Origin of the sequence: Pseudomonas sp. B21-035 (genome assembly GCF_024748945.1) — a bacterium.
Taxonomy (GTDB): domain Bacteria; phylum Pseudomonadota; class Gammaproteobacteria; order Pseudomonadales; family Pseudomonadaceae; genus Aquipseudomonas.
The window spans coordinates 478947-503102 of sequence record NZ_CP087179.1 but is presented as its reverse complement, the minus strand read 5'-3'; the positions used below and the strand labels follow the sequence as shown (position 1 = coordinate 503102).

The 24156-nt window shown below is 63.4% G+C and carries 15 protein-coding genes and 1 pseudogene; 8 read left to right on the top strand and 8 right to left on the bottom strand.

The window, feature by feature from the left end; translation table 11 throughout:
- Positions 1–66 precede the first annotated feature (66 nt).
- The 6 genes and pseudogenes from LOY22_RS26950 to putP form a co-directional block, all read right to left on the bottom strand.
- Positions 67–274: pseudogene (locus tag LOY22_RS26950) on the bottom strand (PIG-L family deacetylase); the annotation flags it as partial.
- Positions 271–1167: an antimicrobial resistance protein Mig-14 gene (locus LOY22_RS02210; RefSeq protein WP_258596052.1), complete on the bottom strand. Its 897-nt coding sequence runs from the start codon at positions 1165–1167 to the stop codon at positions 271–273. The gene LOY22_RS02210 and the pseudogene LOY22_RS26950, both read right to left, overlap by 4 nt.
- Positions 1167–2297, bottom strand: coding sequence for a glycosyltransferase (locus tag LOY22_RS02205; protein WP_258596050.1), 1131 nt, complete (start codon positions 2295–2297; stop codon positions 1167–1169). The genes LOY22_RS02210 and LOY22_RS02205 overlap by 1 nt, the downstream gene beginning before the upstream one ends.
- Positions 2281–4038, bottom strand: coding sequence for a carbamoyltransferase (locus tag LOY22_RS02200; RefSeq protein WP_038997493.1), 1758 nt, complete (start codon positions 4036–4038; stop codon positions 2281–2283). The genes LOY22_RS02205 and LOY22_RS02200 overlap by 17 nt, the downstream gene beginning before the upstream one ends.
- Before the next feature lie 104 nt (positions 4039–4142).
- On the bottom strand, positions 4143–4979 hold the full coding sequence (locus LOY22_RS02195) for a 23S rRNA (adenine(2030)-N(6))-methyltransferase RlmJ (protein WP_045193787.1): 837 nt from the start codon (positions 4977–4979) through the stop codon (positions 4143–4145).
- Positions 4980–5241: 262 nt separating this feature from the next.
- On the bottom strand, positions 5242–6726 hold the full coding sequence (gene putP, locus LOY22_RS02190) for a sodium/proline symporter PutP (RefSeq protein ID WP_045193789.1): 1485 nt from the start codon (positions 6724–6726) through the stop codon (positions 5242–5244).
- A gap of 352 nt (positions 6727–7078) precedes the next feature.
- Here putP and putA point away from each other — a divergent pair, with 352 nt between their 5' ends.
- The gene (gene putA / locus LOY22_RS02185) at positions 7079–11032 is read left to right on the top strand and encodes a trifunctional transcriptional regulator/proline dehydrogenase/L-glutamate gamma-semialdehyde dehydrogenase (protein ID WP_213602642.1); all 3954 of its coding nucleotides are present in this window, start codon (positions 7079–7081) and stop codon (positions 11030–11032) included.
- 278 nt (positions 11033–11310) lie between these two features.
- Here the strand turns inward: putA and LOY22_RS02180 are convergent, their stop codons facing one another.
- Positions 11311–11910, bottom strand: a complete 600-nt coding sequence (locus LOY22_RS02180) for a hypothetical protein (protein WP_195885528.1) — start codon at positions 11908–11910, stop codon at positions 11311–11313.
- Between the two features lie 189 nt (positions 11911–12099).
- On the opposite strand from LOY22_RS02180, the gene LOY22_RS02175 reads away from it, so the two are divergent.
- The 7 genes from LOY22_RS02175 to yccS all read left to right on the top strand — a co-directional run bounded on the left by LOY22_RS02175 (position 12100) and on the right by yccS (position 23232).
- Positions 12100–13902: an acyl-CoA dehydrogenase gene (locus LOY22_RS02175; RefSeq protein WP_258596042.1), complete on the top strand. Its 1803-nt coding sequence runs from the start codon at positions 12100–12102 to the stop codon at positions 13900–13902.
- Between the two features lie 32 nt (positions 13903–13934).
- Complete coding sequence (locus LOY22_RS02170; protein ID WP_093376844.1) at positions 13935–15377, top strand: TldD/PmbA family protein; 1443 nt, start codon at positions 13935–13937, stop codon at positions 15375–15377.
- Positions 15377–16708 carry a TldD/PmbA family protein gene (locus LOY22_RS02165; protein ID WP_258596039.1) on the top strand — a complete coding sequence of 444 codons (1332 nt, stop codon included), beginning with the start codon at positions 15377–15379 and terminating at the stop codon, positions 16706–16708. The genes LOY22_RS02170 and LOY22_RS02165 overlap by 1 nt, the downstream gene beginning before the upstream one ends.
- Before the next feature lie 40 nt (positions 16709–16748).
- A complete protein-coding gene (mdtD, locus tag LOY22_RS02160; RefSeq protein ID WP_258596037.1) occupies positions 16749–18206 on the top strand; it encodes a multidrug transporter subunit MdtD in 1458 nt (485 codons plus the stop codon).
- Positions 18207–18311: 105 nt separating this feature from the next.
- The gene (gene dbpA, locus LOY22_RS02155) at positions 18312–19649 is read left to right on the top strand and encodes an ATP-dependent RNA helicase DbpA (protein WP_249744453.1); all 1338 of its coding nucleotides are present in this window, start codon (positions 18312–18314) and stop codon (positions 19647–19649) included.
- A 99-nt stretch (positions 19650–19748) separates the two neighbouring features.
- Complete coding sequence (locus tag LOY22_RS02150; protein ID WP_258596035.1) at positions 19749–20930, top strand: NAD(P)/FAD-dependent oxidoreductase; 1182 nt, start codon at positions 19749–19751, stop codon at positions 20928–20930.
- Between the two features lie 118 nt (positions 20931–21048).
- Positions 21049–23232, top strand: coding sequence for a YccS family putative transporter (gene yccS / locus LOY22_RS02145; RefSeq protein WP_093376854.1), 2184 nt, complete (start codon positions 21049–21051; stop codon positions 23230–23232).
- Here the strand turns inward: yccS and LOY22_RS02140 are convergent, their stop codons facing one another.
- Positions 23233–23973, bottom strand: coding sequence for an ABC transporter substrate-binding protein (locus LOY22_RS02140; RefSeq protein WP_093376858.1), 741 nt, complete (start codon positions 23971–23973; stop codon positions 23233–23235). It abuts the gene before it with no gap.
- Positions 23974–24156 lie beyond the last annotated feature (183 nt).

The window sequence follows — 24156 nt, the reverse complement described above, 5'->3', positions numbered from 1 at the left end:
GCAGCGGCGATTCCAGGCGCACAATTCCATCGACCAGTCCGACCGAATGCGCCACACAGTCTGGCGGGAACTGATACTGATAGTCTTCAGCCGGAGAGTAGAACAGATGGTCGGCAAACCACGCCTCGTGGGCGACCCACAACAGCGGCAACAGCAGCAGCGGCAACCACCACTGGACAAAAAACCCCAGGGCAAGCAGCACCAACAAGCCGATCAGCAGCCCGAGGCGCTTGTTGCGCCGGTGGCGCTTGAGCAACTGCTGCTTGCGGCTCACACCTGAAACACCGGCACGGGGTTGCACCAACGGTCCTTGTACTCGCGATCGGCACGGCCGAAGGAGAACCGCAAGGGTTTGTTACGCGTACGGGCATCTTCCCAGGCAGCCTGGGTATTGAGGAAGCTGAGCACGCTACCTGGGCTGAAAGCCTTGGTTTGCGGATCGACACCACCGTTGATGTACTCGACACTGATCCACGCTGGCGCTTCGACCCGATAAACCAGCTGGATGGCAATCGGCGCATCGTCAAGAAACAGCACCGAACCGATCAACAGCTCGCGCAGGCGCTCGATCACCTCGGCCATGCGCTCGGCGCCAGTAGCCGGAAACTCCCAGCGGCGCTGGAACAGGTCGCAGTAGATCGCCGCAAGTTCGCTACTGGAAAAATCCGTGACCGGCCGCACCTGGCCGCCCGCCTCTTCCAGCAGGCGCAGTTCACGGCGCTGGTTGTAGCGAAACTTCTTCGACAGGTCTTCCGGCGTACGCGCCATGGCCAGCGATTCGGCCTGCGCCTTGAGGTTGGCAAAACGGCCCTGGTTGAGCTCGGACAGATAACGCCCGGCATGACGCAGCGGCGCCTGGGCATCGGCAGCGGCGGGCAGGATCAGCTCGGCATTGCCCAGGTCGTACAGGCCTTTTTTGCCCTGACGCTTAAGCACATCTTTGGACAGCGCCAGGTAGCGACCCCAGGTGGGAATCGCAGCCTTGAGCTCGCCGTTTTGCTCCCAGCCCAGGTAACGCACCGGGATCTGCGCCAGGTCAGCCAGCTGTTCAACAACCAGTGGATGGGTGGCGACACTGCCGCCAAACTTTTCCCAGGCCAGGGCGTAGGTTGGCGCATCGATCTGCGTCCAGCCGCGCTCGCGCCAGCCCTGAATATGGTTGAGCATCAGGCCTCCGCTGTCAGGGCACGAACGTGCGGCAGTTGCCAGAAGGCCTCGCGCACTGCGGCATCGGAGAAGCGCTCACGCAAACGCTCAAGCATGCGCCCGGCGCACTCCTGGCGCTGCCCGGCATCCAGTGCGGCCAGGTGCTGAAAACCTTGCCCAAGACGCTCGGCGTCGCCCAGCGGGAAGAGGATGCCGACACCCTCGACCACCTCGACCGCACCGCCGCAGGCCGTAGCCAGTAGCGGCACGCCGGCGACCATGGCTTCGAGCAGGACCATGCCGAACGGCTCATGGTCGGAGCTCAAGGCGAAGGCGTCAAAAGCACGAAAGTAGCGACGAGCGTCAGGCACCTGACCGAGAAAATCCACGTGCGCGGCGATTCCCAGTTCGGCGGCCTGCTCTTTGAGTTGCTGCTCCAGGCGACCCTTGCCAAGAATGGCCAGGCGAGCGCCGGCCGGCAGTTGCGGCAAGGCCTGGGCGAAACCACGCAGCAAGGTGGCCTGGTCTTTGTCTGGATGCAGGCGGCCGACGTTGCCGACGATCCACGCTTGCGGGTCCAGGCCCAACGCCTCGCGCGCCTGCGCGGCGGGCACCTGGCTGGCCTGCAGCGCCTCGATGTCGATGCGGTTGTAGAGGGTCTGGATACGCTCGGCCGGCCACTTGCGCAGGCATTTGCGCATGTCGTCGCGCACTGCGTCAGAAACACCGAGCAGGCTCAGGCGTTTGCTGAACAGGTTGGCAAACAGCTGGCGGCTGCGGCGCAGGTAGTCACCGAAGGCGTGGTGCACGCCGATCACTGGCAAGTTGCTGCCGAGCAAGGCGATATAGATCGGCTTGAAGCGGTGCGCGATGCAGAAGCTGAACTGGCGGCTGGCGACGATCCGCCGCAAGGCGCGGATCGCCCCCAGCTTAAGGCCACGAATGGCCTTGGAGCTGAACTCGAGGAAGATCACCTCGTCCGAGGCGCAGCCGGCCGCGACCTGAGGGTCGGCAGCGCCGGTCAGGAACACCGTGGTGACCTTGTAGCCGCTACCGTCGAACAGGCTGGCGTACTGGCGCGCACAGTCCAGGAACGGACCGTCATAACCATGACAGAACTGCAGGACGCGTTTTTCAGCCCTGGACGTCATAAGTGTCCGCGCCGTCCTTGACCACCAGGATGTCTTCCATGATCAGGTACTGCAGGTCCGAGCCGAAGAACATGTTCAGCGCATCGGTCGGCGAGCAGATCATCGGCTCGCCACGACGGTTGAGCGAAGTATTCAGCGACACACCGTTGCCGGTCAGGGTCTCCAGCGCCTTCATCATGTCGTAGTAGCGCGGGTTGTACTCGCGCTTGAGCACCTGGGCGCGCGAGGTGCCGTCTTCGTGGACGACTTCCGGCACGCGGGTCTTCCACTCTTCAGCCACTTCGAAGGTGAAGGTCATGAACGGCGCCGGGTGATCGATCTTGATCATCTGCGGCGCGACGGTGTCGAGCATCGACGGGCAGAAAGGCCTCCAGCGCTCGCGGAACTTGATCTGGTGGTTGATGCGGTCGGCAACGCCTTCCACGCTCGGGCAACCGATGATCGAACGACCGCCGAGGGCACGCGGGCCGAACTCCATGCGGCCCTGGAACCAGGCCACCGGGTTGCCGTCGACCATGATCTTGGCGATCTGCTCGGGCATGTTCTCCAGCTTGCGCCATTTTGGCTGGCTCGGATGACGGGCACAGGCGGCGATCACGTCTTCGTTGGAGTACGCAGGGCCGAGGTAGACGTGTTCCATCTTCTCAACCGGTACACCACGGGCGTGGGACACATAAGCAGCAGCTCCGACCGCGGTGCCGGCGTCGCCGGAAGCCGGCTGGACGAACAGTTCCTTGAGGTCAGGGCGAGCAATGATCTTCTGGTTGAGCTTGACGTTAAGCGCGCAGCCGCCAGCGAAGGCCAGTTTGCCGGTCTCCTTGAGGATGTCGCCCAGGTAGTGGTCGATCATCTGCAGGGCGAGCTTCTCAAACAGCGCCTGCATGCTCGCGGCGTAGTGGATGTACGGCTCGTCGGCGATGTCGCCTTCGCGTTTCGGGCCCAGCCACTCGATCAGTTTTGGCGAGAAGTAGAAACCCTTGCCCTTCTCTTTATAACGACGCAGGCCGATGACGTTGGCGTAGTCGGTGTTGATCACCAGCTCGCCGTTTTCGAACGAGGCCAGGCGCGAGAAATCGTACTTGCTGGCGTCGCCGTAAGGCGCCATGCCCATGACCTTGAACTCGCCATCGAGCATTTCGAAACCGAGGAACTCGGTGATCGCGCCGTACAGGCCACCGAGGGAGTCCGGATCGAAGAATTCCTTGATCTTGTGGATCTTGCCGTTTTCGCCGTAGCCAAAGAAGGTCGTGGCGTATTCGCCCTTACCGTCGATACCGAGGATCGCGGTTTTCTCTTTGAAACCGGAGCAGTGGTAGGCACTGGAGGCGTGGGCCAGGTGGTGCTCGACCGGCTCGATCTTGACCTTTTTCGGGTCGAAGCCCAGTTGCTCCAGGCACCAGACGATCTTCTTGCGGTAACGCTTGTAGCGACGGTTGCCCATCAGGATCGCGTCAAGGGCGCGGTCCGGGGCGTACCAGTAACGCTTGGCGTAGTGCCAGCGAGCCTCGCCGAACAGGCTGATCGGGGCGAACGGAATCGCCACCACATCAACGTCGGACGGCTTGATACCGGCCTGTTCCAGGCAGAACTTCGCCGATTCGTAGGGCATGCGGTTCTTTGCATGTTTATCGCGCACGAAGCGCTCTTCTTCAGCGGCGGCAATCAGCTTGCCGTCGATGTACAGGGCCGCGGAAGGGTCATGACTAAGGGCGCCGGACAGGCCAAGAATCGTCAATGCCAAGGGTCTAGCCTCTTCAATCTGTATATATGCGCGCTGGCACGTGGGCCGAGCGGCAGCCAAAGAGCGGGATTATAACGCAAAGTGTGGGAGCGGGCTTGCCGCGCTTATTCGGCGATCAGCCAATCCATCCGCCAGCTGCCCTGAGTCTGCGCCAGCACCTGCGACAGCCATGGCAACAGCGTGCGCAGTTCTTCTTCCAGGCCCCATGGCGGGTTGGCGATGGCCAGGCCCGAGCCGTTGAGGCCCTGCGGGCTGTCCTGCGGGTGCACATACAGCTCGACCCGCAGCAGTTTAGGCGCGCCGGTGCTGGTCAGGTCCTGGTAGAAGCGCACCAGCTGGCGCTGGTCCTTGATCGGGTACCAGATGGCCGCGACAGTCTGGCGCATGCGACTGATGGTCTCTTTCATCGCCTGGGTGCAACGCTTGAGCTCGTCGGCCTGCTCGAACGGCGGGTCGATGAGCATCACCGCACGCTTTTCCTGCACCGGCAGCAAGGCCCGCGGCACATGCCAGCCCTCGCCCAGGTGCACGGCAACGCGCGGGTCCTTCTTCATGTTGTCTTTGAGCAGGCGACCGTCTTCGGGGTGTTTCTCGTTAAGCAGCACGCGATCTTGCTGACGGGCCAGGCGTCGGGCCAGTTCCGGGGAGCCCGGGTAATAGCGCAGCTCGCCATCGGGGTTCATCTTGCGCAGGATGCGCAGGTAGTCCGCGGTGATTTCCGGCAGGTCGTCGCGCCCCCAGAGGCGGCCGATACCTTCCAGCCACTCGCCGGTACGTGTCGCCTGATCGCCCTGCAGGTCGTAAAGACCCAAGCCTGCGTGGGTGTCGAGGTAGGCAAACGGCTGCTCCTTGCGCGACATCAAGGCGATGAGGCGGGTCAGCACAAGGTGTTTGAAGACGTCGGCGTGGTTGCCGGCGTGGAAGGCGTGACGATAGTTCATGGCAACTCCTGCAAGACCGCGCAGTTTACCTTGTCATGCACAACAGGGGGAGCGGCGATGCGCAGATGCGGCTTGACCCGCGATGTCAGCCATCGCGGGTCAAGCCCAGTGGGAGCGGGCTTGCCCCGCGATGAGACCAATGCCGCCAGCCCACCTGCTGCTACCTGAATTGCGACCGCTTCGCGCTCGATCGCGGGACAAGGCCCGCTCCCACAAGACTCTTGCGAGGCCGGGCCGTGGTCAGGCGAAGCTCAACAGTCGATCAATGACCGGCCTTGAACGCCTCGTCGGCGGCTTCGAAGCGCGAAACCATCGCCTTCGACGGGCTGCCGGCCCGGCTGACGAAGTAGATCGCCAGGGCGCCGAGGATGAAGCCCGGGATGATTTCGTACAGGCCCCAGATGGAGAAGTGCTTCCACACCACCACGGTGATCGCACCGACCAGGATACCGGCCAGTGCGCCGTCACGGGTCATGCCTTTCCACAGTACCGAGATCAGTACCACCGGACCGAAGGCAGCACCGAAGCCGGCCCAGGCGTAGCTGACCAGGCCCAGCACGCGGTTCTCAGGGTTGGAGGCGATCAGGATGGCGACCACGGCCACCAGCAGCACCATGGCGCGACCGACCCAGACCAGCTCCAGCTGCGAGGCACCCTTGCGCAGGAAGGTCTTGTAGAAGTCTTCGGTCAGGGCACTGGAGCACACCAGCAGCTGGCAGCTCAGGGTACTCATGACAGCCGCCAGGATGGCCGACAGCAGGACACCGGCAATCCATGGGTTGAAGAGGATCTTGGCCAGCTCGATGAACACACGCTCGTGGTTCTCGGTGACCGGGCCTGCGACTTCAGGGTGCGCCGAGAAGTAGGCGATACCGAAGAAGCCCACAGCGCAAGTACCGACCAGGCAGAGGATCATCCAGGTCATGGAGATGCGACGGGCCTTGGCGATCGACTTGACCGAGTCAGCGGCCATGAAGCGCGCCAGGATGTGCGGCTGTCCGAAGTAGCCCAGACCCCAGCCCATCAGCGAGATAATGCCGATGAAAGTGGTGCCCTTGAGCATGTCGAAGTTGCCCGCGTCCTTCAGCTCGATGGCAGCGAAGGTGGTGTCAAGACCGCCGGTTGCGATCAACACGATAACCGGGGTCAGGATCAGGGCGAAGATCATCAGCGTAGCCTGGACGGTGTCGGTCCAGCTCACTGCCAGGAAACCACCAACGAAGGTGTAGGCAATGGTTGCCGCCGCACCAGCCCACAGCGCTGTCTCGTAGGACATGCCGAAGGTGCTTTCGAACAGACGGGCGCCGGCAACGATGCCGGAGGCGCAATAGATGGTGAAGAACACCAGGATCACCACGGCGGAGATGATCCGCAGCAGCCCGCTGTTATCTTCGAAGCGGCTGGAGAAGTAATCCGGCAGGGTCAGCGCATCACCGTTGTGCTCGGTCTGCACCCGCAGGCGGCCGGCAACAAACAGCCAGTTCAGATAGGCACCGATGATTAGGCCGATGGCGATCCAGCTTTCCGACAGGCCCGACATGTAGATAGCGCCCGGCAGGCCCATCAACAGCCAGCCACTCATGTCCGAAGCACCGGCCGAAAGCGCGGTAACCACGCTGCCGAGGCTGCGACCGCCAAGAATATAGTCGGAAAGGTTGTTGGTAGAGCGATAGGCCATGAAGCCGATCAGCACCATTGCCGCGATATAGATCACGAACGTGATCAAGGTTGGATTGCTTACACTCATTGTTGCGCCCTGGCGTTTGTTTTTATGTAGCGACAGCCTCGAAGAGGTTGCACCCAGGCCGCGAATCCTATGCAACAACGCAAAGAGGGTGCAACCTGTTTTTACAATCAAGTTGCACCTCGTCGGAAATTTTGCGTAACAGCGGGTTTTTGCTCCCTTTTGGAGCAAGAAGACCTGTTTTCAGAAGAAAATGCACCACAAACAGCCATTTTTGCTGTGTGGTTTTACCCTCCGGACGAGTAGCACTTTTTTCCTGCATATTTTGGGTTGCACTAGGTTGCACCCAAAATCGCGCACGGCTAATCTTGGCGCCAGCTTAAGCCACAGCCTGTGGCAATAATGAGGATAAGAAATGGCGACGACCACCCTTGGGGTCAAACTCGACGACCCTACCCGTGAGCGACTCAAAGCAGCTGCGACCTCTATCGATCGCACGCCGCACTGGTTGATCAAACAAGCGATCTTCAATTACCTGGAGAAGCTCGAGGGTGGCGCCACCCTGACCGAACTCAACGGTCAGCCCGGCATTCATGCCGACGATGCCGGTGAAGTACAGGCCGACCACGCCCACCAATGCTTCCTAGAATTTGCCGAAAGCATCCTGCCGCAGTCGGTCTTGCGCTCGGCCATCACCGCCGCCTACCGCCGCCCTGAGCCGGAAGTGGTACCGATGCTGCTGGAGCAGGCGCGCCTGCCGGCCGCCATGGCCGAAGCCACCAACAAGCTGGCCGCCGGCATCGCCGAAAAACTGCGTAACCAGAAGAGCGCTGGCGGCCGTGCCGGCATCGTTCAGGGCCTGCTGCAGGAATTCTCCCTGTCGTCGCAGGAAGGCGTGGCGCTGATGTGCCTGGCCGAAGCCCTGCTGCGCATCCCCGACAAAGGCACCCGCGACGCCCTGATCCGCGACAAGATCAGCACCGGCAACTGGCAGCCGCACCTGGGCAACAGCCCGTCGCTGTTCGTCAACGCCGCCACCTGGGGCTTGCTGCTGACCGGCAAGCTGGTCTCGACCCACAACGAATCCGGCCTCACCTCTTCGCTCAGCCGCATCATCGGCAAGAGCGGCGAGCCGATGATCCGCAAGGGCGTCGACATGGCCATGCGCCTGATGGGCGAGCAATTCGTGACCGGCGAAACCATCGCCGAAGCCCTGGCCAACGCCAGCAAGTTCGAAGCCAAAGGCTTCCGTTATTCCTACGACATGCTCGGCGAAGCGGCGCTGACCGAACATGACGCGCAGAAATACCTGGCGTCCTACGAGCAGGCTATCCATTCGATCGGCAAGGCTTCCCACGGTCGCGGCATCTATGAAGGCCCGGGCATCTCGATCAAGCTCTCGGCCCTGCACCCACGCTACAGCCGCGCCCAGTACGAGCGCGTCATGGACGAGCTGTACCCGCGCCTGCTGTCGCTGACCCTGCTGGCCAAGCAATACGACATCGGCCTGAACATCGACGCCGAGGAAGCCGACCGCCTGGAGCTGTCCCTGGACCTGCTCGAGCGCCTGTGCTTCGAGCCGCAACTGACCGGCTGGAACGGTATCGGTTTCGTCATCCAGGCCTACCAGAAGCGCTGCCCGTATGTGATCGACTACGTCATCGACCTGGCCCGCCGCAGCCGCCATCGCCTGATGATCCGCCTGGTAAAAGGTGCTTACTGGGACAGCGAGATCAAGCGCGCCCAGGTCGAAGGCCTGGAAGGCTACCCGGTGTATACCCGCAAGGTGTACACCGACGTTTCCTACATTGCTTGTGCACGCAAACTGCTGTCGGTGCCGGAAGTCATCTACCCGCAGTTCGCCACCCACAACGCACACACCCTGTCGGCCATCTACCATATCGCCGGCCAGAACTATTACCCGGGCCAGTACGAATTCCAGTGCCTGCACGGTATGGGCGAGCCGCTGTACGAGCAGGTTGTCGGCAAGGTCGCCGATGGCAAGCTGAACCGTCCGTGCCGCGTGTATGCCCCGGTCGGTACCCACGAAACCCTGCTGGCCTACCTGGTTCGCCGCCTGCTGGAAAACGGCGCCAACACCTCGTTCGTCAACCGTATTGCCGACCAGTCGATCTCGATCCAGGAACTGGTCGCCGACCCGGTCGCCACCATCGAACAGATGGCTACCCAGGAAGGCAATACCGGCCTGCCGCACCCGCGCATTCCGCTGCCGCGTGACCTGTATGGCACCGAGCGGGCCAACTCCGCCGGTATCGACCTGGCCAACGAACACCGCCTGGCTTCGCTGTCCTGCGCCCTGCTGGCCAGCGCCCACAACGACTGGAAAGCCGCGCCGATGCTCGCTTGCGCTTCCAGCAACGAAGCGGCGGCGCCGGTGCTGAACCCGGCTGACCTGCGCGATGTGGTGGGTCATGTCCAGGAAGCCAACGTCACTGACGTCGACAACGCCATCCAGTGCGCGCTCAATGCCGCGCCGATCTGGCAGGCCACCCCGCCGGCCGAACGCGCCGCGATCCTGGAGCGTGCCGCCGACCTGATGGAAGCCGAGATCCAGCCGCTGATGGGCCTGCTCGCCCGCGAAGCCGGCAAGACCTTCGCCAACGCCATCGCCGAAGTGCGTGAAGCCGTCGACTTCCTGCGTTACTACGCCGTCCAGGCGCGCAACGATTTCAGCAACGACGCTCACCGCCCGCTGGGTCCGGTAGTGTGCATCAGCCCATGGAACTTCCCCCTGGCGATCTTCAGTGGCCAGGTTGCCGCGGCACTTGCCGCCGGTAACCCGGTGCTGGCCAAGCCGGCCGAACAGACCCCGCTGGTTGCCGCCCAGGCCGTGCGCCTGCTGCTCGAAGCCGGTATCCCCGAAGGCGTAGTGCAACTGCTGCCGGGCCGCGGCGAAACCGTCGGCGCCCGCCTGGTCGGTGACGATCGGGTCAAAGGCGTGATGTTCACCGGCTCTACCGAAGTCGCCCGCCTGCTGCAACGCAACATCGCCGGCCGCCTGGATGCCCAGGGCCGTCCGATCCCGCTGATCGCCGAAACCGGCGGCCAGAACGCGATGATCGTCGACTCCTCGGCGCTCACCGAACAGGTGGTCATCGACGTCGTATCTTCTGCCTTCGACAGCGCTGGCCAGCGTTGCTCGGCCCTGCGCGTACTGTGCCTGCAGGAAGATTCTGCCGACCGCGTCATCGAAATGCTCAAGGGCGCCATGGCAGAAAGCCGCCTGGGCAACCCCGAGCGCCTGGCCGTGGACATTGGCCCGGTGATCGACGCCGAAGCCAAGGCCGGTATCGAGAAGCACATCCAGGGTATGCGCGACAAAGGCCGTACCGTGTACCAGATGGCAATCGCCGATGGTGAAGAGATCAAGCGCGGCACTTTCGTGATGCCAACCTTGATCGAACTGGAAAGCTTCGACGAACTGCAGCGCGAGATCTTCGGCCCGGTACTGCACGTGGTGCGCTACAACCGCAAGAACCTCGACCAGTTGATCGAGCAGATCAACGCCTCCGGCTACGGCCTGACCCTGGGTGTCCACACCCGGATCGACGAAACCATTGCCAAGGTCATCGACAACGTCAATGCCGGTAACGTCTACGTCAACCGCAACATCGTCGGCGCCGTGGTCGGCGTGCAGCCATTCGGCGGTGAAGGCCTGTCCGGTACCGGCCCGAAAGCCGGTGGCCCGCTGTACCTGTACCGCCTGCTGTCGACCCGCCCGGCGGGCGCCATCGAGCAGTCGTTCCAGCGCACCGACGGCGAAAACGCCCCGGACACCCGCCTGCGCGACAGCCTGAGCAAACCGCTGCAAGCCCTCAAAGCCTGGGCGGCGAGCAATCAGCTGAACGACCTGAGCGGCCTGTGCGAGCAGTTCGCCCAGCAATCGCAAAGCGGTATCAGCCGCCTGCTGGCGGGCCCGACCGGCGAGCGCAACAGCTACACCATCCTGCCGCGCGAGCACGTGCTGTGCCTGGCCGAGGTCGAAGCTGACCTGCTGACCCAACTGGCGGCGGTACTGGCCGTGGGCAGCTCGGCGGTGTGGCCGGAAGGCGAGCTGAGCAAGACCCTGCGCAATCGCCTGCCGAAGGAAGTGCAAGCGCGCATCCAGCTGGTGGCCGACTGGAACAAGGATGACGTGGTATTCGACGCCGTCCTCCACCATGGCGACTCCGACCAACTGCGCGCCGTGTGCGAGCAGGTGGCCAAGCGCGCCGGTGCCATCGTCGGTGTTCACGGCCTGTCGTCGGGTGAAACCGCGATTGCCCTGGAGCGCCTGGTAATCGAGCGCGCACTGAGCGTCAACACTGCTGCTGCCGGTGGTAACGCGAGCCTGATGACGATCGGCTGATAACCTGCGGCGCCTCTATCGCGGGTCAAGCCCGCTCCTACAGCGTAGGAGCGGGCTTGACCCGCGATGCTTTCTAGCCCAGAAACTTCGCACGTTGATGACGCACCAGCCACCCCAGGCTACCCGCCTTCACGACCTCGGAAGCAATGACGAAAACCAGGGATCTGACCGCCACGAAGACCACCCTGGACATAAAAGACTATAAAAAATGCATCCATCCCCCCCACCAAAACCGGGTCATACGTGGGAGCTGATTCATAGGCTGACGACCGAAGGCCTCAGACATCAACAAAGATCCCGATGAAAAAACCTGCCAGCAAAACCACGAGAAAAGACACCAGCACTATCCAAACCAGAATCCCGACCGACATCCAGGCCCAATTCAGGAGTGACAAGCGGGAATTAGACTGGCCTTTCGGGTCGCCTACGCAGGTGTTTATCGCTCCCTGAATCCTGGCCATTACCCAAAGAATCACGACATCCATAGCCAATACCGCACTCAACAACGGCAGCGGCGCCAGCTCCATCATCTGGTTTGCCCACAACGAGAGCGCTGTCAGCAGGATCAAGGCGCATACCAACCAGAACGGTGACCACCTGTAGCTACGACCAGACAGGTGTAATTGCCGATCGACCCTGCTCAGCAGGCTGTAAAGAAACAGAATGCCGAAGATGCTTCTTACCAGCGGCAACACTCGCTCCCCGGTTTCCCGCCGGTAGAGCGCCCAGCTTTGGTAATGGCAAAAAAGCCAATAAAAACCAAAGGTGAACAGGTTCATCACGATCAACTTTCTGATCGATACGACGAAGAACATTGGCCCCCTGCCTGTGGCATCAGAGAGATCAGGGCTCATCGAAGCGGTGCTGTTAGTGGTCATGGCTACGGCCTTCGGTAATGGGCCGACTATCTAAGCCTGCTCGTGCATCACAGATCTGCCCTCTGGCTCCGAAGCAAGGGTACGAACATTCCCAAACGCCTTGTGCCTTGCCATCACCCGTATCTATTTCACTGTGCAGTAGCAACGTCACTACCTAGACTCGGCCCATCCCCAGACAGGAATGCCGCCATGTCCGAGACCCTGCTCAGCGCCCGCAACCTGGCCTTCGAACTCTACGAAGTGCTCGACGCCGAGGCCCTGACCCAACGCCCGCGCTTTGCCGAGCACAACCGCGAAACCTTCGATGCCGCTCTGAGCACTGCGCGGACCATCGCCGAGAAGTATTTCGCCCCGCATAATCGCAAGGGCGATGAGCACGAGCCGCGCTATGAAAATGGCGAGGCGCTGTTGATCCCCGAGGTCAAGCCTGCGGTCGATGCCTTCCTTGAAGCCGGCTTTCTCAACGCCAGCCGCGACTTCGAAGCCGGTGGCATGCAGTTGCCGACCTTGCTCTCGCAAGCCTGTTTCGCCCACTTCCAGGCGGCCAACGCCGGTACCACGGCCTACCCGTTCCTGACCATGGGCGCCGCCAACCTGATTGAAAGCTTTGGCAGCGACGAGCAGAAGCGCCTGTTCCTGCAACCGATGATCGAAGGCCGCTTCTTCGGCACCATGGCCTTGACCGAGCCGCACGCTGGCTCGTCCCTGGCCGATATTCGCAGCCGCGCCGAGCCAGCCGGCGATGGCAGCTATCGGCTGCGCGGCAACAAGATATTCATTTCCGGCGGCGACCATCCGTTGTCGGAAAACATCGTGCATATGGTCCTGGCCAAGCTGCCCGATGCGCCGCCCGGGGTGAAGGGCATTTCGCTGTTTATCGTGCCCAAGTTCCTGGTCAACGCCGACGGCAGCCTCGGCCCGCGCAACGATGTGTTGCTGGCCGGGTTGTTCCACAAGATGGGCTGGCGCGGCACCACGTCGACGGCGCTGAACTTCGGCGACAACGGCCAATGCGTCGGCTACCTGGTGGGCAAGCCACACCAGGGCCTGGCCTGCATGTTCCAGATGATGAACGAGGCGCGTATCGGCGTCGGCATGGGCGCGGTGATGCTTGGTTATGCTGGCTATCTGTACTCGCTGGAGTACGCCCGCCAGCGTCCGCAAGGGCGCCTGCCAGACAACAAGGATCCGGCCACCGCTGCCGTGCCGATCATCAATCACAGCGACGTCAAGCGCATGCTGCTGACCCAGAAGGCCTACGTCGAAGGCGCCTTTGATCTGGGCCTGTACGCCGCGCGGCTGTTCGATGACACCCAGAGCGGCGAAAGCGATACGGTTCGCCAGCAGGCCCATGAACTGCTCGACCTGCTGACGCCGATCGTCAAGTCCTGGCCTTCGGAGTTTTGCCTCAAGGCCAACGAGCTGGCCATCCAGATTCTCGGCGGCCATGGCTACACCCGCGAGTACCCGGTCGAACAGTACTACCGCGACAACCGCCTGAATCCGATTCACGAAGGCACCCACGGCATCCAGTCGCTGGACCTGCTCGGGCGCAAGCTGGCGCAAAACGGTGGTGCCGGGCTCAAGCAACTGGTCCGCCTGATCGCCAGCACCTGCGAGAGAGCCCATCCGCACAGCAGCCTGGATCGTCTGCGGGTACCGCTGGAGCAGTTGCTCAATCGCCTGCAGGAAGTGACCCTCGGCCTGCTCGGCGATCTGGCCCAGGGCCAGGTCAATGCAGCCCTGGCCAACTCGGCGCTGTATCTAAAGGCTTTCGGTCACTGCGTGATCGGCTGGCGCTGGCTGGAGCAGGCAATCCACGCTGAACAAGGCCTGGCCCGGGGCAACCCGGCCGATCGCGACTTCTACCTGGGAAAATTGCAGGCCGCGCGTTATTTCCTGACCTGGGAAGTGCCGGGCTGCCATAATGAGCTGGCATTGCTCGCGGCCCGTGACGATACCTGCCTGAGCATGCACGACGAGTGGTTCTGAGGGGGAACCACCGCGCACACGGAGGTTCCCGCATGTTCGAGTTGACCGCATTGCTGCGCCAGCGCTTCGCCGCCCTGCGCAGCAGTGGCGAATTTTTCTCCCTGCGTTATGTGCAGCAAAGCCAGCAACACCTGTCGGTGCGCAAGAATATCGCCGAGCCGCCGTTTCTCAGCCGCGACGAAGGCGCGATGCTCACCGTGCGCGTCCATGGCGTGGAAACCTACGCCGCCACCGCCGACCTCTCGCAAGCCGGCTTGCAGCGTGCCCTGGAGCAGGCTGAGGCACTGGCCCGGCAAATCGCCGGGCGCGCCCTGCTCGACCTGCGCGAGCAACCGCTGGCCACAGGCCGCGCCGATTACTGCTCGCCCAACCTTGAGCAAGCCTTCCCGTCCCTGGCCGACTGCTACGCCCTGCTTGCCCAGGAATCTGCCAGCGTGCCGGACGACAGCCGCCTGGTGAACTGGCAGGCAAGCCTGGGCATCAGCACTATCGAGCAGATCTACCTGAACACCGCCGGCGCCGAACTGCGCCAGGCCCAGCGCTTTATCTACCCGGGCTTCAGCACCACCGCCTTCGACGGCCAGGACAGCCAGACCCGTACCCTGGGCCGGGAGAACTTCGGCCAGCAGGGCGGCCTCGATGTGATCGAGCGCTGCGGCCTGGTTGGTGCCGGGGCCAAAGTCGCCGAGCAGGCCCTGCAACTGCTGCTGGCGCCGAACACACCCAGTGGTGTGCGCGACCTGCTGCTGATGCCCGACCAGATGATGCTGCAGATCCACGAATCCATCGGCCACCCGCTGGAAATGGACCGTATCCTCGGCGACGAGCGTAATTACGCCGGCACCAGCTTTGTCAAAGCCAGCGACTTCGGCAGCCTGCAGTACGGCTCGAAATTGCTCAACGTAACCTTCGACCCGTCGATCCGCGAAGAGCTTGCCAGCTACAGCCACGACGATGACGGCAGCGCTGCGCACAAGCAGTACCTGATCAAGGACGGTTTGCTGGTCCGCCCGCTCGGTGGTGCCCTGTCGCAGTTCCGTTCCGGCCTTGAAGGGGTGGCCAACAGCCGCGCCTGCGGCTGGAACCGCGCACCGATCGACCGCATGGCCAACCTCAACATCGAGCCGGGGGACAAGACCCTGGCGCAACTGATCGGCGGTATCGAACAGGGCATCCTGATGCGCACCAACCGCTCGTGGTCGATTGATGATGCGCGCAACAAGTTCCAGTTCGGCTGCGAATGGGGCCAACTGATCGAAAACGGCGAGCTCAAGGGCGTGGTCAAGAACCCCAACTACCGCGGCATCTCCGCCCGGTTCTGGGGCAATCTCAGCGCCGTCGGTGACGCCAGCACCTTGCAGGTACTGGGCACGCCAAACTGCGGCAAGGGCGAGCCGAACCAGGTGGTACGCGTGGGCCATGCCTCCCCCGCCTGCGTATTCAGCCAGATCGACGTATTCGGAGGAGACGCCTGATGGCTGCCACCCCACTGCAAAGTTTCCAGCACCTGGTCGCCAGCCTGCGCGACGCGGTGTGCGCGCCAGAGCATTTCACCTTGAGCTACAGCGGCGAGCACTCGCAGTTCATCCGCTTCAACCACGCCAGGGTGCGCCAGGCCGGCGAAGTGCAACAGGCCAGTTGCGTGCTCAAGCTGGTCGCCGACGGGCGCCAGGCCGAGCTGCAGTTCACCCTCGGCAACGACGCCGAGGTCGATCAGCTGCGCCTGCAACAAGCCCTGGAGCAACTGCGCCAGACCCTGCCGCTGCTTGAGCCCGACCCTTACCTGCAACTCAATGACAGCGCCTGGCACAGCCATAGCGTGCAGGATCAAGCGCTGCCAGACAGCGCTGCGGTGCTGGCGCAGATCGAGCAAGGCGCGGGTGATCTGGACCTGGTTGGCATCTACGCCGCGGGCCCGATCTGCCGGGGTTTTGCCAGCTCGTTCGGGGCCTTTGGCTGGCACCAGGCCAACAGTTTCAACTTCGACTGGAGCCTGTTCCACAGCAACGGCGAGGCGGTCAAAGCCAACTATGCCGGCCAGACCTGGGACGGCGAAGCCTTCGCCCTGCGCCTGCAGCAGGCCCGCGAACAGCTCGACTACCTCGGCCGCCCGCTGAAAAAGCTCGCCCCCGGTCAGTACCGCGCCTACCTGGCACCGGCAGCGCTGGACGAGATCATGGGCATGCTCTGCTGGGGCGGCTTCTCGGCCCAGGCCATCGCCACCAAGAACAGCCCGCTGCAACGCCTGTACAGCGCCGATGCCAGCCTGAGCCCGTTGGTCCAGATAAGCGAGCAGGTCAGCGGCTCGCTGAGCCCGTCGTTTTCGGACGAAGGCCTGGTGCGCAGCGACCTGCGCCTGATTGACCAGGGCCGGGCCCACGATCGGCTGATCTGCGCCCGTAGCGCCGCCGAGTTCGAACTGGCGGCCAACGGTGCCGATAGCTACGAGTCGCCATGCGCGCTGAGCATGGCCGGCGGCGAGCTTGCGCAGAGCGAAGTCCTCGCCCGCCTGGGCACCGGCCTGTACATCAGCAACCTCTGGTACCTGAACTACTCGGACCTGCCCGCTGCGCGCATGACCGGCCTGACCCGCTTCGCCACCTTCTGGGTCGAGAGCGGCGAGATCCAGGCGCCGGTGAGCACCATGCGCTTTGACGACAGCGTCTACAGTTTGCTGGGTTCGCAACTGGAGGCATTGACGACCGAACGCGAGCTGATTCTGTCGACCAGCACCTACGGCCAGCGCCAGACCAGTTCGAGCCATTTGCCGGGAGCGTTGGTCAAACGCCTGACGTTGACACTGTAATTAGCCCATCGCGGGTCAAGCCCGCTGCCACAGACCCGCGATGAGGCCCTCAAGGACTGCACACCAACCCATGCCCAACCGCGCCCCGCTGGACCCGACCACCGCCCGCTGGATTCCCTGGGTGGTGGCCATCGCCTTTTTCATGCAGTCGCTCGACGGCACCATCCTCAACACCGCCCTGCCGGCCATGGCCCGCGACCTGGCCGAAGACCCGCTGCGCATGCAGTCGGTGATCATCGCCTACATGCTCACCGTGGCCCTGCTGATCCCGGCCTCGGGCTGGATTGCCGACCGCTTTGGCACCAAGCGCATCTTCTTCGGCGCCATCCTCCTGTTCAGCCTTGGTTCGCTGCTCTGCGCCCTGGCCAGCAGCCTCGGCATGCTGGTAGCGGCACGGGTGATCCAGGGCCTGGGCGGCGCCTTGATGCTACCGGTCGGGCGCCTGGTGGTACTGCGTGCCTATCCACGCTCGGAGCTGGTGCGGATCATGAGCTTCATCACCATCCCCGGCCTGCTCGGGCCGTTGCTGGGCCCGACCATGGGCGGCTGGCTGGTGGAAATTCTCAGCTGGCACTGGATCTTCCTGCTCAACCTGCCGGTTGGCGCCATCGGCTGTTATGCGGTGTGGAAGTTCATCCCCGACCTGCGCGGCTCGGAGCGTACCCGCTTCGACGGCATCGGCTTCGTGCTGTTCGGCGCGGCAATGGTGTTGATCACCATTGCCATGGAAGGCCTGGGCGAGCTGCACCTGCCGCACCTGCGGGTAATGCTGCTGCTGTTTGCCGGCATGGCCTGCCTGGCCGCCTACTGGCTGCGCGCCGGCAGCGTCGACAACCCGCTGTTTTCGCCAAAACTGTTCCGCACCCGGACCTTTTCGGTGGGTATCCTCGGCAACCTGTTTGCCCGCCTGGGCAGCGGCGCCCTGCCGTTCCTGGTGCCGCTGTTGCTGCAAGTGGCGCTGGGTTACTCACCGTCCCAGGCCGGCATGAGCATGATCCCCCTGGCTGCGGCGGCGATGGCCGCCAAGTCGATTGCCCGGCCGCTGATCGAGCGCTTCGGCTATCGCAACATTCTCACCGGCAATACCCTGCTGCTGGGCCTGCTGCTGGCAAGCCTGGGGCTGGTCGACGAACAGACGCCCTACGCCCTGTTGCTGTTGCAACTGGGCTTGCTGGGTGCGGTCAACTCGATGCAGTTCACAGCGATGAACACCGTGACCCTGATCGATCTCGACGACAACAGCGCCAGCAGCGGCAACAGCCTGCTGTCGGTGGTCGCGCAATTGTCGCTGAGCCTCGGTGTGGCCTGTGCCGGCGCCCTGCTTGGCGGTTTTACCGCAGCGGGCAGTGCCGAAGGCGTCGAGAGCACCCTCGGGGCGTTCCAACTGACCTTTGTGACCATCGGCCTGATGGCCATGCTGGCGGCGGCGATCTTCATGCAGTTGTCCAGGGCAGACGGAAGGCGTGCCCCTCGTCCGGAACCGGAGATCGAGCCTTAGGGCTAAAGGCCATGAGGCTGGTACACTGCGCGACATTTTGTTTTGCAGGCCAGTCTCGTGACCACCATTGCCACCGCCTTCGCCACTTTGCCGCTGTCCGCCGCCATGCTGGCCAACCTGGACGCCCTCGGCTACGCCCAGATGACCCCGATCCAGGCCCAAAGCCTGCCGGTGATGCTCAAGGGCATGGACCTGATCGCCCAGGCCAAGACCGGCAGCGGCAAGACCGCCGCCTTCGGCATCGGCCTGCTCAACCCGCTCAACCCGCGTTACTTCGGGTGCCAGGCGCTGGTGCTGTGCCCGACCCGCGAGCTGGCCGACCAGGTGGCCAAAGAGCTGCGCCGCCTGGCCCGCAGCGAAGACAACATCAAGATTCTGACCCTCTGCGGTGGCGTGTCCCTGGGCCCGCAGATCGCTTCGCTGGAGCACGGCGCGCACATCATCGTCGGCACCCCGGGCCGCGTGCAGCAGCACCTGAGCAAAGGCACCCTGGTGCTCGATGGCCTCAACACCCTGGTGCTCGATGAAGCCGACCGCATGCTCGACATGGGCTTCTACGACGCCATCGCCGACATCATCGGCCAGACCCCGAAGCGCCGCCAGACCCTGCTGTTCTCCGCCACCTACCCGGCCGGCATCAAGCAACTGGCCTCGGCCTTCATGCGCGACCCGCAAACCGTCAAGGTCGAGTCGCAGCACGCCGACAGCCAGATCGAGCAGCGCTTCTACGAGATCACCCCGGAACAGCGCATGGACGCGGTGAGCAAGCTGCTCGGGCATTTCCGCCCGCAGTCGTGCGTAGCGTTCTGCTTCACCAAGCAGCAGTGCCAGGAGCTGGTCGAGCACCTGCAGGCCAAGGGCATTGCCGCCCAGGCCCTGCATGGCGACCTGGAGCAGCGTGACCGCGACCAGGTCCTGACCCTGTTCGCCAACCGCAGCCTGTCAGTGCTGGTGGCCACTGACGTCGCCGCCCGCGGCCTGGATATCGACGCCCTGGACATGGTCATCAACGTCGAGCTGGCCCGCGATGCCGAGATCCACGTGCACCGCGTCGGCCGTACCGGCCGTGCCGGCGAGAAAGGCCTGGCGGTGAGCCTGGTGGCCCCGGCCGAAGGCCATCGCGCCCAGGCCATCGAAGACATGCAGAAGGCCGCCCTGCGCTGGGAACAGCTGGACAGCCTCAAGGCCCAGAATGGTGCACCGCTGCTGCCGACCATGAGCACCCTGTGCATCGCTGCCGGGCGCAAGGACAAGCTGCGCCCTGGCGACATTCTTGGCGCCCTGACCGGCGATGCCGGACTGCCGGGCACCCAGGTCGGCAAAATTGCCATCTTCGACTTCCAGGCCTTCGTCGCCGTCGAGCGCGCGGTGGCCAAACAGGCGCTGCAGCGGCTCAACAGCGGCAAGATCAAGGGCCGCTCGTTGCGGGTGCGGATCGTCTGATTACTTTTTTCGCGGGGCAAGCCCGCTCCTACACACCCTCCCTGTAGGAGCGGGCTTGCCCCGCGATCGCTTCACCACCGAATTCTCGAGGATTTTGCAGTGCGTTCCACCGAAGTGATCATCATCGGCGCTGGCGCCGCCGGCCTGATGTGCGCCCTGAGCGCCGCCAAACGCGGCCGCCAGGTGCTGCTGCTCGACCACGCCAACAAACCGGGCAAGAAGATCCTCATGTCTGGCGGTGGCCGCTGCAACTTCACCAACATGTACACCGAGCCGAGCAATTTCCTCTCGCACAACCCGCACTTCTGCAAATCGGCCCTGGCCCGCTACACCCAGTGGGACTTCATCGAGATGGTCGGCAAGCACGGCGTGCCCTACCACGAGAAAAAGCTCGGCCAGCTGTTCTGCGATAACAAGTCCAGCGACATCCTCGGCATGCTTCTGGACGAGTGCGACAACGCTGGCGCCGAGCTGCGCATGGACACCCGCATCGAGCAGATCGAAAAACTCGACAGCGGCTACCTGCTGGAAACCAGCGCCGGCCAGTTCCAGTGCCAGTCGCTGGTCATCGCCACCGGCGGCCTGTCGATCCCGACCCTGGGTGCCACCGGCTTCGGCTACCAGGTGGCCCGCCAGTTCGGTCACACCCTGCTGCCGACCCGTGCCGGCCTGGTGCCGTTCACCATCACCGAGCCGCAGCTCAAGGCGATCTGCACTGAACTGTCGGGCACCTCGGTGGATTGCGTGGCCAGCTGCAACGCCAGCAGCTTCCGGGAAAACCTGCTGTTTACCCACCGCGGCCTGAGCGGCCCGGCGATCCTGCAGATTTCTTCGTTCTGGCAGGCCGGCGACACGGTTGAGATCAACCTGCTGCCCGAGCACGACGCCCTGAGCTGGCTGCAACAGCAGCAAGCCGAGCGCCCCAACAGCGAGCTCAAGACCCTGCTCGGCGAAATCTTCACCAAGAAGATGGCCAACCTGCTGGCCGAGTACTGGTTCGTCTCCAAACCGATGAAGCAGTACACCCCGGCGGAACTGGCCCAGGTCAGCGACAAGCTCGGGGCCTGGCAGGTGGTGCCGGCCGGTACCGAGGGCTACCGCACCGCCGAGGTAACCCTGGGCGGCGTCGATACCCGCGAGGTTTCGTCGAAAACCATGGAGTCGCTGAAAAGCCCGGGGCTGTACTTTATCGGTGAAGTGCTCGACGTCAGTGGCCACCTGGGCGGCTTCAACTTCCAGTGGGCCTGGGCCTCGGCGTACGCGGCCGCGCAGTTCGTCTAACCTTCGCGGTAGAATCAGCGCATCAAGGAACAAATTTTGCTGGTCAGATGGCGGCGGTAACACCGCTGCCATCTGACTGGCTCAATTTCGATCATCGCCCAAGGCCTGCCGACCCGACATGTCATCTTCCTCGTTCAGCCAATCGTTGCGCCGCCTCTGGGCCCTGGACAAGTTCAGCTACGCCATCCGCGTTCTCATCGCCCTGACCGGCAGCATGCTGCTGTGCTGGTACAAGGACGAGATGAGCCTGCTGATCCCGCTGTTTCTGGGGATTATCGCCAGCGCCCTGGCCGAGACCGACGACAGCTGGCAGGGGCGCCTGAATGCCCTGGCGGTGACCCTGGTGTGCTTCACGGTTGCCGCGCTGTCGGTGGAGTTGCTGTTCCCCTACCCGATCATCTTCGGCTGCGCCCTGGCCCTGGCCAGCTTTGCCCTGACCATGCTCGGTGCGCTCGGCGAGCGCTACGGCGCGATTGCCTCGGCGACGCTGATTTTGTCGGTGTACACCATGATCGGCGTCGACCAGCGCGGCGGCGAAGTCACTGACTTCTGGCACGAGCCGTTGCTGTTGGTGGCCGGCGCCGCCTGGTACGGCCTGCTTTCAGTGCTATGGCAGGCGCTGTTTTCCAACCAGCCGGTGCAGCAGAGCCTGGCCCGGCTGTTCCGCGAGCTGGGTCGCTACCTCAAGCTCAAGGCCACCCTGTTCGAGCCGATCCGCCAGCTGGATGTCGAAGCCCGGCGCCTGGAACTGGCGCAGCAGAACGGCCGGGTGGTGGCCGCACTGAATGCGGCCAAGGAGATCATCCTGCACCGGGTCGGCAATGGCCGGCCTGGCTCGAAGGTCAGCCGCTACCTGAAGCTGTACTTCCTGGCCCAGGACATCCATGAGCGTGCCAGTTCTTCGCACTACCCCTACAACGCCCTGACCGAAGCCTTTTTCCACAGCGACGTGCTGTTCCGCTGCCAGCGCCTGCTGCGCCAGCAGGGCGTTGCGTGCCAGCAGTTGTCCGAATCCATCCAGCTGCGCCAGCCGTTCACCTACGACACCAGCTTCGCCCAGGCCCTGGAAGACCTGCACGCCTCGCTCGAACACCTGCGCATCCAGAGCAACCCGGCCTGGCGTGGCCTGCTGCGTTCGCTGCGGGCGCTGGCGGCAAACCTGGCGACCCTCGACCGCCTGCTCAGCGATGCCAGCAACCCCGACAACCTTGCCGATGCCAGCGACAGCAGCCTGCTCGACCGCTCGCCGCGCAATTTCAAGGACGTCTGGAGCCGCCTGCGCCAGCAACTGACGCCGACCTCGTTGCTGTTTCGCCACGCCCTGCGCCTGCCTCTGGCGCTGTCGATCGGCTATGGCATGGTGCACCTGATTCACCCGACCCAGGGCTACTGGATCATCCTCACCACCCTGTTCGTCTGCCAGCCCAACTACGGCGCCACGCGGCGCAAGCTGGTGCAACGGATCATCGGTACGGGCATCGGCCTGACCGTCGGCTGGGCGTTGTTCGACCTGTTCCCCAGCCCGATCATCCAGTCACTGTTCGCCGTGGCCGCCGGGGTGGTGTTCTTCGTCAACCGCACCACCCGCTACACCCTGGCAACCGCAGCGATCACCCTGATGGTGCTGTTCTGCTTCAACCAGATCGGCGATGGCTACGGGCTGTTCCTGCCGCGCCTGTTCGATACCCTGGTGGGCAGCCTGATCGCCATCCTCGCCGTATTCCTGTTCCTCCCGGACTGGCAGGGCCGGCGCCTGAACAAGGTGCTGGCCAACACCTTGAGCTGCAACAGCACCTACCTGCGCCAGATCATGCAGCAGTACGCCCAGGGCAAGAGCGACGACCTCGCCTACCGCCTGGCCCGGCGCAACGCCCACAACGCCGACGCAGCGTTGTCGACCACCCTGGCCAACATGCTCATGGAGCCGGGGCATTTTCGTAAGGAGGCCGACGTCGGTTTCCGTTTTTTGGTGCTGTCGCACACCCTGCTCAGTTATCTGTCGGGCCTCGGCGCGCACCGCGACACGGCCCTGGATGCCGAGGTTCGCCAGCAGTTGATCGATGGCGCCGGGGCCAGCCTGGCCAGCAGCCTGGATGAAATCGCCGAAGGCCTGGCCAGCAAGTTGCCGGTAGCGATCCACAGTGATGCCGAAGAGGCCCTGGCCAATGAGCTTGAGCAGATGCCCGAAGAGCTCGACGAAAACCAGCGCCTGGTGCAAACCCAGCTGGCGCTGATCTGCCGGCAACTGGCGCCACTGCGCACCCTCGCCGCACACCTGATCAAGGACAGCGCGCCGGCCTGATTACAGGCCGTGCTGCTTGAGCAGCCGGGCATAACTGCCATCGGCTTTCATCTGGGCAATGGCGCGGTCGAAACCGGCGACGATCTGCTGGTGCTCGGGATTCTTCAGGCTGACGAGGATATGCAGGCTGTTCTCGCTGACCGGCTTGTCGAAGAACTCCACCGCCTCACGCACCTCTTTCGGTTCGCGCTTGAGGTAATAACCGGCAACGAACTCATCCTCCAGCGCCAGGCGTACACGCCCGGCGGCGAGCATGCCGACAGCAACGGAAAAACTGCGCACCGGAACCTTCTGCAATTGGGCGTCACTGTCGAACTCGGGCGAGTAGGCGTAATCGCGCACCACAGCGACTGGGAACGGATGGAGGTCGCTCAAGGCATTGAAGCGCAGCGCATCGCCTTTGCGCTTGAGCAGCCGAATACGGTTGGTCAGGTAGCTGGCGGAGAACTGGCCAATTTGTGTACGCGAGTCGTTGTACCAGGCGTTGACCAGCACATCGTAGCGGCCTTCCCCCACCCCCAGCAGCGCCCGGGCCCAGGGCACCTGCTCGTACTGGCTGGTATAACCGGCACGGGTCAGGGCGGTGGTGACGATGGCCGTGGCCAGGCCGCCGTTGGCCATGCTGGCATCGGTGAACGGTGGCCAGCTGTCGGCCACCAGCCGCAGCCGGGTGGCCTGTGCCGATGTGCTCAGCAGTAGCAGTATTCCCATTGAAGCCAAGACTCGAAGCAATGGCCGCATGCTCAAATCCTTTAGCGAACCCCTGGTTCGCGCCGTTGATTTCAACTGCTTGAGAATGTTCAGTGCCTATCAGCCATCGCAGGTTACACAAAGAAGAAGTAATCGGGCAGAGGCAAATGATATCAAATGGCCTCTATTCCGGTCGACTTCGAGCCTGTATTGACCTGGCGCAATTAGACCGTC